16 protein-coding genes are annotated in these 13,309 nt (G+C 74.4%); 2 read left to right on the forward strand and 14 right to left on the reverse strand.

Annotation, left to right across the window (positions count from 1 at the left end; all coding sequences use genetic code 11):
* Positions 1 to 99 precede the first annotated feature (99 nt).
* The 4 genes from COUCH_RS25740 to COUCH_RS25755 all read right to left on the reverse strand — a co-directional run bounded on the left by COUCH_RS25740 (position 100) and on the right by COUCH_RS25755 (position 3,208).
* Positions 100 to 984 carry a hypothetical protein gene (locus COUCH_RS25740; RefSeq protein WP_249607775.1) on the reverse strand — a complete coding sequence of 295 codons (885 nt, stop codon included), beginning with the start codon at positions 982 to 984 and terminating at the stop codon, positions 100 to 102.
* A gap of 40 nt (positions 985 to 1,024) precedes the next feature.
* Positions 1,025 to 1,537: a DNA-formamidopyrimidine glycosylase family protein gene (locus COUCH_RS25745; protein ID WP_249607776.1), complete on the reverse strand. Its 513-nt coding sequence runs from the start codon at positions 1,535 to 1,537 to the stop codon at positions 1,025 to 1,027.
* 127 nt (positions 1,538 to 1,664) lie between these two features.
* Positions 1,665 to 2,669 (reverse strand): hypothetical protein, encoded by a 1,005-nt coding sequence (locus tag COUCH_RS25750; protein WP_249607777.1) that lies wholly within the window; start codon positions 2,667 to 2,669, stop codon positions 1,665 to 1,667.
* Entirely contained in the window at positions 2,666 to 3,208 is a 543-nt protein-coding gene (locus COUCH_RS25755) for an RNA polymerase sigma factor (protein ID WP_249607778.1), read from the reverse strand. The genes COUCH_RS25750 and COUCH_RS25755 overlap by 4 nt, the downstream gene beginning before the upstream one ends.
* A 215-nt stretch (positions 3,209 to 3,423) precedes the next feature.
* Here COUCH_RS25755 and COUCH_RS25760 point away from each other — a divergent pair, with 215 nt between their 5' ends.
* Entirely contained in the window at positions 3,424 to 4,029 is a 606-nt protein-coding gene (locus COUCH_RS25760) for a YdeI/OmpD-associated family protein (protein WP_249607779.1), read from the forward strand.
* A gap of 68 nt (positions 4,030 to 4,097) precedes the next feature.
* Here the strand turns inward: COUCH_RS25760 and COUCH_RS25765 are convergent, their stop codons facing one another.
* The 7 genes from COUCH_RS25765 to COUCH_RS25795 all read right to left on the reverse strand — a co-directional run bounded on the left by COUCH_RS25765 (position 4,098) and on the right by COUCH_RS25795 (position 9,327).
* On the reverse strand, positions 4,098 to 4,574 hold the full coding sequence (locus tag COUCH_RS25765) for a hypothetical protein (RefSeq protein WP_249607780.1): 477 nt from the start codon (positions 4,572 to 4,574) through the stop codon (positions 4,098 to 4,100).
* Between the two features lie 111 nt (positions 4,575 to 4,685).
* Positions 4,686 to 4,991, reverse strand: a complete 306-nt coding sequence (locus COUCH_RS25770; RefSeq protein WP_249607781.1) for a hypothetical protein — start codon at positions 4,989 to 4,991, stop codon at positions 4,686 to 4,688.
* Positions 4,992 to 5,065: 74 nt separating this feature from the next.
* On the reverse strand, positions 5,066 to 6,091 hold the full coding sequence (locus COUCH_RS25775) for a medium chain dehydrogenase/reductase family protein (protein WP_249607782.1): 1,026 nt from the start codon (positions 6,089 to 6,091) through the stop codon (positions 5,066 to 5,068).
* A 69-nt stretch (positions 6,092 to 6,160) separates the two neighbouring features.
* Complete coding sequence (locus COUCH_RS25780; RefSeq protein WP_249607783.1) at positions 6,161 to 6,727, reverse strand: TetR/AcrR family transcriptional regulator; 567 nt, start codon at positions 6,725 to 6,727, stop codon at positions 6,161 to 6,163.
* A gap of 47 nt (positions 6,728 to 6,774) precedes the next feature.
* Positions 6,775 to 7,785, reverse strand: coding sequence for an amidohydrolase family protein (locus COUCH_RS25785; RefSeq protein ID WP_249607784.1), 1,011 nt, complete (start codon positions 7,783 to 7,785; stop codon positions 6,775 to 6,777).
* Complete coding sequence (locus tag COUCH_RS25790; protein WP_249607785.1) at positions 7,782 to 8,564, reverse strand: NAD(P)-dependent oxidoreductase; 783 nt, start codon at positions 8,562 to 8,564, stop codon at positions 7,782 to 7,784. Before COUCH_RS25790 ends, COUCH_RS25785 begins: the two co-directional genes overlap by 4 nt.
* A gap of 58 nt (positions 8,565 to 8,622) precedes the next feature.
* Positions 8,623 to 9,327, reverse strand: a complete 705-nt coding sequence (locus COUCH_RS25795; protein ID WP_249607786.1) for a 4-carboxy-4-hydroxy-2-oxoadipate aldolase/oxaloacetate decarboxylase — start codon at positions 9,325 to 9,327, stop codon at positions 8,623 to 8,625.
* 185 nt (positions 9,328 to 9,512) lie between these two features.
* Between COUCH_RS25795 and COUCH_RS25800 the strand changes: the two genes are divergently transcribed.
* Positions 9,513 to 10,079, forward strand: a complete 567-nt coding sequence (locus tag COUCH_RS25800) for a hypothetical protein (RefSeq protein ID WP_249607787.1) — start codon at positions 9,513 to 9,515, stop codon at positions 10,077 to 10,079.
* A 35-nt stretch (positions 10,080 to 10,114) separates the two neighbouring features.
* Here COUCH_RS25800 and COUCH_RS25805 read toward each other — a convergent pair whose 3' ends face one another.
* Genes COUCH_RS25805 through COUCH_RS25815 form a run of 3 tightly spaced genes read right to left on the reverse strand, consistent with a single transcriptional unit; the run spans position 10,115 to position 13,232 of the window.
* Positions 10,115 to 11,320: an ABC transporter permease gene (locus COUCH_RS25805; RefSeq protein ID WP_249607788.1), complete on the reverse strand. Its 1,206-nt coding sequence runs from the start codon at positions 11,318 to 11,320 to the stop codon at positions 10,115 to 10,117.
* Positions 11,317 to 11,979, reverse strand: coding sequence for an ABC transporter ATP-binding protein (locus COUCH_RS25810; RefSeq protein WP_430640997.1), 663 nt, complete (start codon positions 11,977 to 11,979; stop codon positions 11,317 to 11,319). The genes COUCH_RS25805 and COUCH_RS25810 overlap by 4 nt, the downstream gene beginning before the upstream one ends.
* Positions 11,980 to 12,017: 38 nt before the next feature.
* Positions 12,018 to 13,232, reverse strand: coding sequence for an HlyD family efflux transporter periplasmic adaptor subunit (locus COUCH_RS25815; protein ID WP_249607789.1), 1,215 nt, complete (start codon positions 13,230 to 13,232; stop codon positions 12,018 to 12,020).
* Positions 13,233 to 13,309 lie beyond the last annotated feature (77 nt).

The following is a 13,309-nucleotide window of genomic DNA, read 5'->3' on the forward strand; positions in this document are numbered from 1 at the left end:
GGGTCCCGGCCCTTCTCGCTGTCAGGCCTTCTCGCTGTCAGGCCTTCTCGCTGCCAGGCCTTCTCGCTGCCAGGCCCTTCGCGGTCAGGCCCTTCGCGGTCAGGACTCGAAGCGGTTCCGTCGGCGCCGGCCGCTCAGGTAACCGATCAGGCCGGCGGCGAGCAGGACCGCGCCGACCGCGGCGGTGTTCGGGCCGGTGACCGGCAGCCCGCCCGCCGCACCGGGGTCACCCGCCGCTCCCGAACCACCCGCCGCGTCGGAGCCCCCGGTCGTCGTCGGCGTCCCCGTCGCCGTGGGCGTCGCGGAGGGACTGTCGCTGGGCGTCGGCGAGGGCGTGCCCACGCCTCCGCCGGTCGGCGTCACGGACGGCCCCGGCGTCGCGGCGGCGACCCGTACCTGGACGTGGTTGCCGTTGGTACGGATGTCAGCCGTGGGCAGGTCCCGCGGCTCGAGCGTCAGCAGTGCGCCCGTGCCCGCCACGACCGGAGCGCCCGGCACGGCGAAGTAGTCGACCACCTCCCGGACCCCACCGCGCGCGTCGGCCCACGCGCGGCTCTGCCAGCGGAAGGCCAGCACCGTCTCCGCGCCGGGCCGGGCCTGTGCCGACGCGGCGACCATCGGCGCGGTGATCGCCAGCGTCCGGTACGGCGCCAGCACCGCGTCGAACGAGCACCACGCCATCTCGCCCCGGCTGCCGAGCGTGTACCAGCAGTTGCGGTACCGGCGGGCGAACTCGAGGCTCTCACCCGCCTCCACCTGCGCCACCAGGCCGCGTACGGGCCGGGAGTCCACGCTCTGCACGCCCAGCGGCGCGGGTACGACCTCGCCCGGGCCGACCGTGTACTCCTTCTTGATCGGCCACATGTCGTCCTGGATCTCGGTGACGGCCTCGATCTTCGCGGGATCGGGCGGCGCGGCCCGGGCGGGCGCCTGCACCCCCAGCGCCAGTCCTGCGACAGCCAGCACACCGACGACAACTCTCATGACACTCCCCGCTAAACGGTCAAAGTGCGCAGATCGTACGTCAGGCGGGCTGGCAGGACGGGCACCACCACGTCTCCCGGTCGTACGGACCCGCACCCGCCGGCCGGAAGGCGACGGGCGTCCCGCAGCGCCGGCACGGCCGCCGGTAGCGCCCGTACACCCAGTGGTTCTCGCCACGGCGCCGGTCACCCGTGGTGGTCTGGTCGCCCTGGCGCAGGCCGAGGCGCAGCACCGGTACGTCGTGAGCCGCCAGCACCCCGGCGTCGCCGAAGTCCAGCCAGGCGCCGACCCGATCGTGGCGCGGGCCCGGCCGCCAGCCCGTGCGGTGCCGCCGCCACGCGCCCTGCATCCGCAGGTGGCTGTGCAGCGTACGGCCGCTCGCGAAGCGCATCAGCAGATGCTTGCCGACGGCGGCGCACTCGAGCAGCCGGTCACCGTCGAAGCGGATCGGCAGGTCGCCGCAGCGCCGGTAGCGGCAGGCGGCCACGGTGTGCCCGGCGAACGCCCCGGTCAGGCGGTCCGCCAGGCGACGGATCGAATCCCCCTCGGCCACTGCCGGCAATGATGCCCCGCACGCACGCCCCGGGTTGACCTTTCCGCCCGGCCCGCCGGCCCTGGCCCGCCCTGACCACGGCGGGCGGGCCGCTGCACCGGCTGCACGTGGTCACCGCCTGATCCGCTCACGCGGGCCGGAACGCGTACGCCCATCCCGCCCGGTTGCGGGCCGCAGCGTCGGCCTCGGCCGTGATCGTGAAGGCCGAGCCCGCCGGCAGGGACATCGGTACGTCCCTGGTCGCCTCGCCGGTCGCCGTGCACACGTGGGTGACCGCGGTCTCCGTCTGCCCGTCGGTGGCGACCGTACCGTCGCGCAGCGTCTTCGCCGACCGGATGATGAAGCTGAGCTGTCCGGGGCCGGCGCAGGCGAAGCCGGCGAGGTAGCGCCCGGCGGGCCGGCGCTCGTCGAGGGTCTTGTCGGTCTCGGTGGTCACTTTCGCGACCCCCGCGCCGCCCAGCAGCTCCGCCGCCGTGGTGGCGTTGGCGGCCGACGCCCGGCTGGGCGGGTCCTTGATCTCGGCGGTGCGCACGAACTTGAACGAGAACCCGGCCCGGCCGGCCGCCTGCGCGTCGCCGTACAGGAAGACCCGCAGGTAGCCGTCGACCGGCTGGGTCAGCGCCAGCTGCCCCGGCACGGGATCGTCCGAGCACGCCACCGTGCCGGCGGCGAGCTTGTCGTCGCCGTGGTCGCCGGCCTTGACCACGACGTCCACCGTGCCGGGGCCGGCGCAGTAGACGAACAGGCGGTAGTCGTCGGCGGGCACGTCGTTGACGTGGTTCTCGTAGTCGGCGGTCACCACGCCGGCGGTCGCCATGATCCACGGCTGCTGGTCCGGGTCGCCCAGCGCCCGGTTCGCGGCGTCCAGCCGGGACAGCTGCTGCGGGTCGGGTTCGGGCAGCTGCGACGGCTCGGTGGTGGGCGCCAGCGGCGCCGGGTCCTGCGGCCGCCGGTCGCCGGCCAGCGCGATGCCCGACAGGATCACGGTCACCGCCAGCACCGTCCCGGCCGAGGCGGCGATCCCGCGGCGGCGGCGCACGGTGCGCCGCGCCTGCTCGGCGCCGGGCGCCTTGACCTCGGCCAGTGCCTCGGTGCGCAGGCCGGTCAGGAGCTTGTCGACATGCTCGCTCATCGCGCGCCTCCGTCGGCGTCGGCCGGGTCGAGCCGGGCGGCCAGGGTCGCCCTCGCGCGGTGCAGCCAGGACTTCACGGTTCCCTCGGGTACGCCCTCCCGCGCGGCGATCTCGGGCACGGTGAGGTCGGCGAGGTACCGCAGCACCACCGCGCGCCGCTGCGGGGGCGGCAGGGCGGCCAGCGCCGCGAGCACGGCGACCCGTTCGGGGCTGGGCCCGGCGACCTCGTCATCCCCGCGGCGCTGCCGGCTCAGGAAGGCCAGGGCGGTACGCGCGCGGCGCCACCTGCTCAGAGCCAGGTTCCACGCGACCCGGCGCACCCACGCGACCGGGTCGTCGTAGCGCGACACCGTCCGCCACCGGGCCAGCGCGCGGCAGAACGCCTCCTGGGCGATGTCCTGCGCCTCCTGCCGATCGCCGAAGTACGCGTACAGCTGCACGGTCAGCACGCCGTAGTGCGCGGCGTACAGCTCGTCGAAGGACGCGGCCTCGGTGTGCACGGCTGTCGGCGCCTCCGGCCTGGTCCCGGTAGCGGTCATGGAAACTACACGTCCGGCGTACCCGTAATCGTTGCGCTGGGTCGCCGGTGGTTGCGAGAAATCCGGTCACGTCCGTCGGCAGTCCGATGAGGCGCGTCAGGGGATCGAGTCGTTCGGTGCGGGGCGACTGGCGTCCCACGGCCCACCCCCATCCGGATTCGGCGGGGCGACTGAGCCGAGCGCTGCGGCTGCGCCGGGTCGGCTAGCCTGCCGTCATGGCGAGCGCCGAGCTGGAAGAGTTGATCGTCGCGGACGCCGAGGCGCTGCGCGCGTGGTTGTCGGTCAACCACACCATGTCGCCCGGCGTCTGGCTGGCGCTGACCAGGAAGGGCGGCACGGTCACCACGTTGACCTGGCAGCAGGCGGTCGACGAGGGGCTGTGCTTCGGCTGGATCGACGGGCAGGCCCGCAAGCGCGACGAGGAGAGCTCGTGGATCCGGTTCACCCCGCGCCGGCTGCGTAGCTCCTGGTCACAGCGCAACGTCGCCCACGTGGCCCGGCTGGAAGCGCAGGGTCGGATGACGCCCGCGGGCCGCGCCGCGGTGGATGCGGCGAAAGCCGACGGCCGGTGGGCGGCCGCCTACGCCCCGCCGTCGGAAGCCGAGGCGCCGGCCGACCTCCTCGCCGCCATCGCCGCCGTCCCGGCCGCCCAGGACATGTACGACGTGCTCACCCAGACCAACCGGTTCGCTCTCATCTACCGGGTCAATGCCGTCAAGCGGGCGGACACCCGCGAGCGGAAGATCGGCGAGCTGGTCGCCATGCTGGCCCGCCACGAGACGATCCACCCGCAGAAGCTCAGGCCGCAGAATTCGCCGTAGCGCTCTGACCAGCGTCGTGCGGTGCGGTGCCGCGGCTTGGGATCCGGATCGCGCCGCCGGTCCGCCGCTCAGGGGCTCGGACTCGGTGAGCGGGGGCTGCCCGGGCACACCTCGCCCCAGCCGACGGCGTCCGAGAAGCCGGAATGGGTGACGTCGCTGCGTTCGAGCAGGAGCGCGGAACTGTCGCCGTCAGCCTGCAGGACGCCGTCCCAGCCGTCGCCGGGTTCATCGCGGATCTGCTGCACGATCATCGGCTCCCGGTCGCTCACGACGACGACCCCCTCCTCGGCGAGGATGTCCGCGACCTGCTTCTCCGAGGCGGCCACCTTGATCTTCACGTCGAGGTGCCACGGGGTGTCGACCGGGTCCGCGAACCGGCAGGTGCTCTCCACGGACGGGTGGAATCCGGCTCGGGTCAGCGGCGTCAGGTACGTGTCCACCAGGGTGGTCTCCACATCACGGACGCCGTCGCCCACTCCACCGCAGGCCGTGGCCGCCCCCGCCGCCAGGGACACCGCGACCACCTGCCATCCACGCCGGCCCATGCTTCGTCCCTCGTCCCGGCCGGAGGGCTCCCGGCGGCACCGCATGGTAACGGACCCCGATCATGCGCCGGGACGACGAGTCCCGTGGGCGTCATCAGCGGCGTCACCACCTCACTGGTGGGTGGCGATGGCGCCGGCCACGCACAGGGCCACCAGCAGCAACCCGGCCAGCCCGCCCTGCGCCCCGAGCCCGGCGGCCGACCGGGTCCGTGCGGCCCGGCGCGCGATCACGACCGCGGCGGCCAGCAGACCGAGCGGGGTCAGCACCACCAGGCCGCCCAGCGCCAGGGCGCCCGCCAGTGGGTCCCACGGCCCGTCCGACCTCGCCGCGAGAACGCACGTCGCGACCGCGGCACCGGTCGACGGCACGACGATCCAGGCGGCGGCGACCGCCAGCGCCCGGCCATGGCTCACCATGGCGGGAACCCTGCCGCATCGTGGCGCCGGCGTCCTGAGTACGTCTACTCAGGACGCGCGGGCGACGGTCGTCCTCACGGGATGAGCACGATCTTGCCGGCGACGGTGCCGGACTCGGCCAGGCGCATCGCCTCGGCCGCCCGGGTCAGCGGGATGCGGGCGGCCACCTGGGCGGTGAGCGCGCCGGCGGCGAGCAGGCCGAAGACCGCGGTCAGGTCCTCGCGCATGCGGCGGCGGAACGCGTCGCGGCGGCGCCGGCCGGCCCACACGTTGAAGAACGACGCCCGGCGGCCGTTGGGCAGCAGGTTCCACCACAGCAGGCGGCCGATGAGCGCGAGCACGGGCAGGCGGGAGGAGCCGGCGACGTCGCGGGTGGACGCGGAGCCGTACGAGACGAGCGCACCGCCACGCCGGACGAGGCGCCACGAGCCGACGATGCCGGGGCCGCCGACGTGGTCGAACACCGCGTCGTAGCCCTCGGGCGCCAGCTTGCGGGCCTGGGCGGGGAGGTCGGGCGCGCGGTAGTCGAGCGGTTCGGCGCCGAGGGCGCGTACGGCGTCGTGATGGCGCGGCGATGCGGTGCCCACCACCCGGATCCCGGCGTGCCGGGCGAGCTGGGTGAGCGTCGAGCCGACCCCGCCGTTGGCGCCCAGCACGAGGATGGTGCCGCCGGGGCGGACCCGGGCGACCCGGTGCAGCATCTGCCACGCGGTGACGCCGTTGATGACGACGGTCTCCGCCTCGGCCGGGTCCAGCCGCTCCGGCACCGGTACGACGTCCCCGGCGTCGAGCAGCACCATGCTCGCCCAGCCGCCGGTCTTGGTGACGGCGGCGACCCGGGTGCCGGTCAGCGCGGCGTCGACCCCCGTGCCGGCCGCCTCGACCCGGCCGACCAGGTCGTAGCCGGGCACGAACGGGAACCGCGGCTGGTCGTAGTACTTGCCGCGCCGCATCTGCTGTTCGGCGAAGGAGACGCCGCTCGCCTCGACGCGGACCAGGACCTGCCCGGCGGCGGGCGCGTCCAGCGGGCGCTCGCGGGTCCGCAGGCCCTCCGGCTCGACGATGCCGGGCAGCACGATCTCGGTGGTGGTGACGGACATGGGACCTCCAAAAGAGTGGTTGACCACTCACTGATACGGGCGCCGCCGGAACGGCGGACGGGCGTGGCGTCAGTGCCGCAGGCCGGTGTTCAGGGTGCGGGCCCAGGGCGCGTCGATCGAGTCGGCGCCCATCGTGACCACCTCGGTGCACAGCGCGCCCCGGGCGAAGAACGCCTGGAGCTGCTCGTCGGTGCCGCCGGAGACGCTGCGGGCGTACTCGACCAGGCGGGCATAGCCCTGCTGCACCGCACGGCGCACCTCGGGGACCGACACCGCCGCGCACTGCGCGTGCATCTGCACCATGAGCAGGTGCTGATCCCGGATGAGCTCGGCATATGCGCCGCCCAGGGCCCCCAGGACGGCCTCCGGCGAGCTGCCGGTCGCGGCCGCCGCGCCGGCGGCGAAGCTCTCCCGGATGCGGTCGAAGCACCGGCCGACGACCGCGGAGAACAGCGCCTCCTTGTCGGGGAACAGCCGATAGAGGTACGCCTGGGAGATGCCGGCCGCCTTCGCCACCTCCACGGTGGTGGTGCCGAAGTAGCCGCGCGCCGCGAACGCGCCGATGGCGGTGGCCAGGACGTCCTCGCGGCGGTCCTCGGCCGTGCCCAGGACCCGGGTTCCCCTCGCTGGTGACATGTGAGTAGTCAACCACACTATTGAGGCGGCGACAACCGGGCGACGGCCTAACGGGCCGGGGCCGCGTCGAGGCGCGGGTAGACGCGGCGGGCGTTGGCCTCGTACACCTTGTGACGGTCGGCGTCGGGCAACGCGAGTGTGTCGACGTAGCGGCGGGTGTCGTCGAAGTGGTGGCCGGTGCGGGGGTCGATGCCGCGGACCGCGCCGACCATCTCGGAGCCGAAGAGGATGTTGTCCGTGCCGATGACGTCGAAGAGCAGGTCGATGCCCGGCTGGTGGTAGACGCACGTGTCGAAGAAGACGTTGCCCATGACCGACTCCTCCAGCGGCGGGCGCCCGAGCATGTCGGCCAGGCCACGGAAACGTCCCCAGTGGTACGGCACCGCTCCCCCGCCGTGCGGGATGATCAGCCGCAGGCCGGGGAACGTGGTGAACAGGTCGGACTGCAGCAGCTGCATGAACGCCGTCGTGTCCGCATTGAGGTAGTGCGACCCGGCGGCGTGGAAGTTGGGGTTCGTCACGGCCGAGACGTGCACCATCGCCGGCACGTCCAGCTCCACCATGGCCTCGTAGAACGGGTACCAGGCGGGGTCGGTCAGCGGCGGCGAGGTCCAGTGGCCGCCGCTGGGGTCGGGGTTGAGGTTGCACCCGACGAACCCCAGCTCCTCGACGCAGCGCCGCAGCTCGGGGATCGAGCGCTCGATGGGTACGCCCGGCGACTGCGGCAGCTGGCACACGCCGGCGAACCGGTCCGGGTAGAGGGCGACCACCCGCGCGATGAGGTCGTTGCTGACCCGCGCCCACGCCGCGCTGACGCTCTCGTCGCCGACGTGGTGGCCCATCGCGGAGGCGCGCGGCGAGAAGACGGTGAGGTCGACGCCGCGTTCGGCCATCAGCCGCACCTGCGTGGTCTCGACGGACGCGCGGATCTCGTCGTCGGGAATCGCCGGGTACGGCGGCGGCGTGGTCCCGGCCTCGTACGCGGACTTCTGCCGCTCGCGCCAGGCGGTGTGCGCGGCGGGCGCGGTGGTGTAGTGGCCGTGACAGTCGATGATCATGAGGCGTTCTCCCGGTCGCGGAGCTCGGCGAGCAGGTCCCGGGCGGCCGCGGCGATGCGCGGGGTGACCCCCAGCTCGGTGAGCTGCTCGGTGGCCGCGGTCATCTCGTCGGCGCGGCGGCGGGCGTGCCGGTGCGTACCGTCGAGCAGCCGGTCGATCGTGCGCTCGTCGAAGCCGGCCAGCTCGGCGGCGACGGAGCCGCGCAGCCAGTCCGCGCAACCGGCCGCCTCGGCCGCGGTCACGGCCTCCACCACCGCCGCGGCGAGTCCCTTGTAGAACACGCTGCGCAGCAGCTTGCGGGAGATCGCCTCGCCGGCCGGCCCGGGCTGCACGGTCACGTCCGCGCCGAGCGGGGTGAGCAGGGCGGCGTACCGGTCGGCGGCCTCGCCCGAGACGAGCATGGGTGTCCGCAGGCCCTTGCCGGGCACCGGGGCCATCAGCGCGACGTCCACGACGGGGACGCCCCGGCCGGCGAGGCGCGCGACGAGAGCCGACTTCAGGCCGGGCGAGGCGGTGTTGAGGTCGGCCCAGATCGTGCCGGCGGGCAGCCCCGGCAGCGCGTTCTCCAGCGCGGTGGGAGCGTCGTGCGAGCTGTTGACGCTCAGGACCAGCTCGGCGTCGCGGACGGCGTCGGACTCGCCGATGCGCGGTGCCACACCCGGCGGCGGCACCACCACGGGGTCGTACCCGCGGACGTCGGCGCCGGCCGCCACGAGGTCGCGGGCGATCTCGCCGCCCGCCTCGCCGAGCCCCAGCAGCGCGACGCGCACGGGCGTCACGGCAGCACCCCCGGGCCGCCGCCGCGCATCCGCATGCAGCGCACGCCGTCGCCGCCGCTCATGAGGCGCCGTCGGCGGGGAGCCGGTCGACGTACCGCACGCCGAGGTCGGCCAGCAGCGGGCGCAGGCGGTAGAGGTCGACGCCGAGCGTGCCGGCGGCGAGCGTCTCGCGCCTGGCCGCCTCGTTCGCCAGGCGCCGGGCCGCCGCATCCGCCACCGCCCGGCCGCTCACCGCGGGCACGGCGAGCACCCCGTCGTCGTCGGCCACGACGATGTCGCCGGGGCGCACGATCTGGCCGGCGGCGACGACCGGCACGTTCACCGAGCCGGGGCTGGCCTTGACCGTGCCCTGCGCGTGCACCGCCCGCGACCACACCGGGAAGCCCATCGCGCGCAGCGTGGCGAGGTCCCGTACGCCGGCGTCGATGACGATGCCGACCACGCCGCGGGCGGCCAGCGAGGTCGCGAGCAGGTCCCCGACCATGCCGTCGGTGGACGGCGAGGTCGTGGTCACGACGAGCACGTCGCCGGGGCGGCACACCTCGACGGCTGCGTGGACCATCAGGTTGTCGCCCGGATGGCAGGAGACGGTGACGGCCGACCCGGCGATCGCGGCGCCGGCCTGGCGCGCCTCGATCCGCGGGCCCAGCAGCCCGGTGCGCCCGGCCGCCTCGTGGGCCGTGGCGACGCCCGCCCCGCGCAGCTCGGCGATGGTTCCGGGATCGGCCCGGTCGATGTCCCGGACGACGTAGTGGTTCGCCATGCGACCTGTCTACGGGCGACAAAGATCGTAGTCAATATTGGTCTCAGCATTGTCGACGATCACCGTCCCGTTCGGCGCCGGCACCACGGGCACCGCCGGCCCGTCGGGCGCGTTCGACCTGACAGCTTCCACACATGTCCTCGCGATGCTGCCTGACGGAGGAATTCGCGTCAGGAGGACGAACCATGGCATCCAGACACCGCACCCGGCACGCCGTCGTCATGATGGCCGCCGTCATGATCGCCGGCTCGGCGTGCTCGAGCGCGGCGCCCGAGAAGGACGCACCGCAGGTCGCGACGCTGGCCGGCACCGGGGCCACCCCGTCCGCGCCGGCGTCCGCCGCGGCCCGGCCCCGGGAACGGCTCGACACCACGCCCGAGGAGTTCGAGGCGATGCTCAAGCCGTACAACCAGTGCCTGCGCGAGCACGGGGCGAAACCCAAGCAGGACTGGAAGCGCAACGAGCGGCCGACGACCCGCCTCATCAGCAAGCTCGAGGCCGCGGACAAGATCTGCAACCCGCTGTACTTCCCGCTGCCACCGTGGGAGAAGGACCCGGCGAACCCGGAGGCCAAGGACTTCGCCCGGGACGTGGTGAAGTGCCTCAAGGGCCGGGGCATCCGGTACGTCGAGGTCGGCGACAACGGCATCGACATCGCCCTCGGCGGCGACCAGAACGACCGCGAGTCCATCAGCAAGGGACTGGATCTGGCGCCGGAATGCGAACGGCAGGTCGCCGCCCGGCGCAAGTGACCGCGGCACCGCGGCGGCCCGCCGGGCCGCCGCGGTCACACCGTGGCCAGCGCCTCGGTCGGGGTCAGCCGGGACGCCCGGATCGACGGGTACATCCCTGCGAGGACGCCCACGACGACCGCACCGCCGACACCGGCGAATGCCGCGTTCACCGGCACCACGACCGGCCACCCGTGCCACGCCGCGTACGCCGCCGTGCCGAGCAGCCCCAGCGCGGTCCCGGCCAGCCCGCCCAGCCCCGCCAGCGCGACCGACTCGGTGAGGAACTGGCCGCGTATCTGGCCCCGGCTGGCGCCCAGCGCACGCCGCAACCCGATCTCCGAACGCCGCTCCAGCACCGAGATCACCATCGTGTTCGCCACGCCGATGCCGCCGACCAGCAGCGCGACCGCCGCCAGCGCCAGGAACAGGCTGGAGAACGCGCTCTCGGTGGCCCGCTTCGCGGCGAGCGCGTCCGACGGGCGGCTCACGACGACCTGGCCCGGCCGCTCCGGGTACACGGTCGCCGGCAGCACCGACCGGACCGCCTCGAGCTGCGCCTCCTCGGCCCGGATGTACAGCACGGTGGGGTGCCCGTCGAAGCGCAGCTGGGTACGCGCCGACTCCCAGCCGACCAGCACCGACCGGTCGACGTCCGGCGACAGCGGCGTGGTGGCGAGGATGCCGACCACGGTGAACCACTTGTCGCCGATCATCACCTGCGGAGCCTCGCCGGTGGGCAGCTGCGCGAAGCCGAGCCGGTCGGCGGCCACCGAGCCCAGCACCACCGCCGGGAAGTTCTCGGTGGCCGGGTTCAGCCATCGGCCGTCGCGTACGCGGGCGCCGAGCACGTCGAGCAGGTCGAGGCGGCTCGCCAGCACCGTGAGGCCGGAACCGTCCTTCGGATCCGTACGGTCGTTGCGGCGTACCAATGTATGGGTGTTCGCCACCGCGCTGGCCGCCGTGACCGGACCGATCCGGCGGACCATCGGCACCGCCTGCTCGGGCAGCAGCGCCGGCGGATCCTGGTCCGGGGTGGGCATCGCCTGCAGCAGGTTCGTGCCGAGCGCCGACAGCTGCTGCATGAGCGCGGCCTGGCTGGACGCCGGGATGCCGGTCACCACGATCATCGTGGCGATGCCGATCGAGATGCCCAGCGCCGACAGCGCCGCCCGCAGCCGCCGGGTACGGATCCCCAGCAGACCCAGCCCGAGCAGGTCCAGCGGCGCCAGCCGGACCGGGCGGATACCGGTGCCCGTCACCGCGGCACCATCCCGGCGGCCCGCGCGGTGTCCGACACCAGCCGCCCGTCGCGGATCTCGATGCGCCGTGGCAGCGACGCGGCGATGTCCCGGTCGTGGGTGATCAGGGCGATCGTGGTGCCCTCCGCGTGCAGCCGGTGCAGCAGGTCCAGCACGGCGTGGCCGGTGGCGGTGTCCAGCGCGCCGGTCGGCTCGTCGGCCAGCACCAGCGCCGGGCCGTTCACCAGCGCCCGCGCGATCGCGACCCGCTGCCGTTCCCCGCCGGACAGCTGTCGCGGCAGGTGCCCGGCACGGTGCGCGAGCCCGACCCGGGCCAGCGCCTCGTGCGCCAGGCGGCGCCGGTGCCTGCGGGGGACTCCCGCGTACAGCAGGCCGGTCGCCACGTTCTCGGCGGCGCTCAGGCCGTCGGTGAGGTGGAACTGCTGGAACACGAAACCGAGCAGCCGGCCGCGCAACGCCGACAGGCGGCGGTCGCCGAGGCGGGCGATGTCGTGCCCGGCCACCCGGACCGTCCCGGAGGTCGGCCGGTCGAGCGTGCCCATGAGGTGCAGCAGCGTCGACTTGCCGGACCCGGACGGCCCCACGATGGCCAGCAGCTCGCCCGGCGCGATGTCCAGCGACACCCCGGCCAGCGCGGTCACCCCGCCCGGATAGGTCATGGTGGCGTCGCGTACCGACAGCACCGGCGTCACACCGCTCACGAGGTGGTCACCACCTGGGTGCCCGGCCCCAGTCCGGCGCCCTCGATCTCCACCAGGCCCCGGGCGAACATGCCCGTCTCCACGGCCACCAGACCGCCGCCCGCCACCTGCACGGCGTACCCGCCCTCGCTGAGCGCGACCAGCGCACCCACCGGCGCGACCAGCACGTCCTCGTGCGTCTCCCCGGCGAACGCGACCTCGACGTCCGCGGAGTCGATGCGCTTCGCCTTCTTCGGATCGTCCAGCGTGACGGTGATGCTCAGCCGCGGCGGGCCGTCGCCGCCGTCGCCCTCCTGGGCCTTCAGCTCGGTGCCGACGGCGCTGACCGTGCCCTTCGCCGTCTGCTCCCCGGGCAGCGACACCGTGACCTTGTCACCGCGGTCGACGGCGCCGGCCTCGGCCGCGTCCGCCAGCACGCTGATCACCTTGCCGGTCGGCGTGACCGACAGCAACGGGCCGTCAGCGGCCGCGCCGGGCTGCACGGCGACGGAGTCCACCCGGACCGGACCGCGCTGCACGACCACGTCGCCGGGGGCGATCGTGCCGGTCTCCGGCATGCGGGCGTCGCGCTGCCAGCGCTTGATCGCCGCGATCAGCGACGCGGTCAGCACGCTCTCGCCGCTGCGCACCCTCACCGACGGGCGGTGAGCCGGCTCGGCACCCGGCTTCCCCTTCCCGGGCGGTTGCGGCACGGCGACCCAATCCCCGGGGGACGGCTGGTGACCCATCGAGTACCCCAGCGCCCGCAGGTTGTTCGCCACGATCCGGACGTCGCGCCCCACCGTGTTGCGCGCGCTCAACGGGCGGTACAGCGGCAGGCTGCCGTAGAACAGCTGGACCGGCCGGTCGTCGACGCGGTACAGCTGGTGGCCGCGGGTCACCTTCACGCCCGGCTTCGGCAGCCACGTGACGACGCCCCGGCCACCACCGGTCACCGGGCGCGCGGCGCCGTACCCGAGCGTGCCGGTCAGCGAATCCGTGGTCGACAGGTCCTGCCGTTCCAGCTCGGCGGTCTCCACCGCGGGACCGGCCTGCGGCGCCTGCTCCCCCGCCGCGCGGTCCGGCCAGCGCAGCGCGACCACGACGCCGGCGGCGAGCAGCAGCAGACCGGCGGCGGCCGCGACCCACCGGCGGCGCCGGCGGCGCGGCGGAGGGTCGTCGAACGCTCCCGGGGGCAACGAGATCCGCTCGGTCGGCGCCTCAGAAGACATGCGCACCATCGTGGGCAGCGATCGTGAGGAAGTTGTCAGGTTCGCCCGCGAACCATGGGCGTCGTCGCCGGGCGCAC

Origin of the sequence: Couchioplanes caeruleus (genome assembly GCF_023499255.1) — a bacterium.
Taxonomy (GTDB): domain Bacteria; phylum Actinomycetota; class Actinomycetes; order Mycobacteriales; family Micromonosporaceae; genus Actinoplanes; species Actinoplanes caeruleus_A.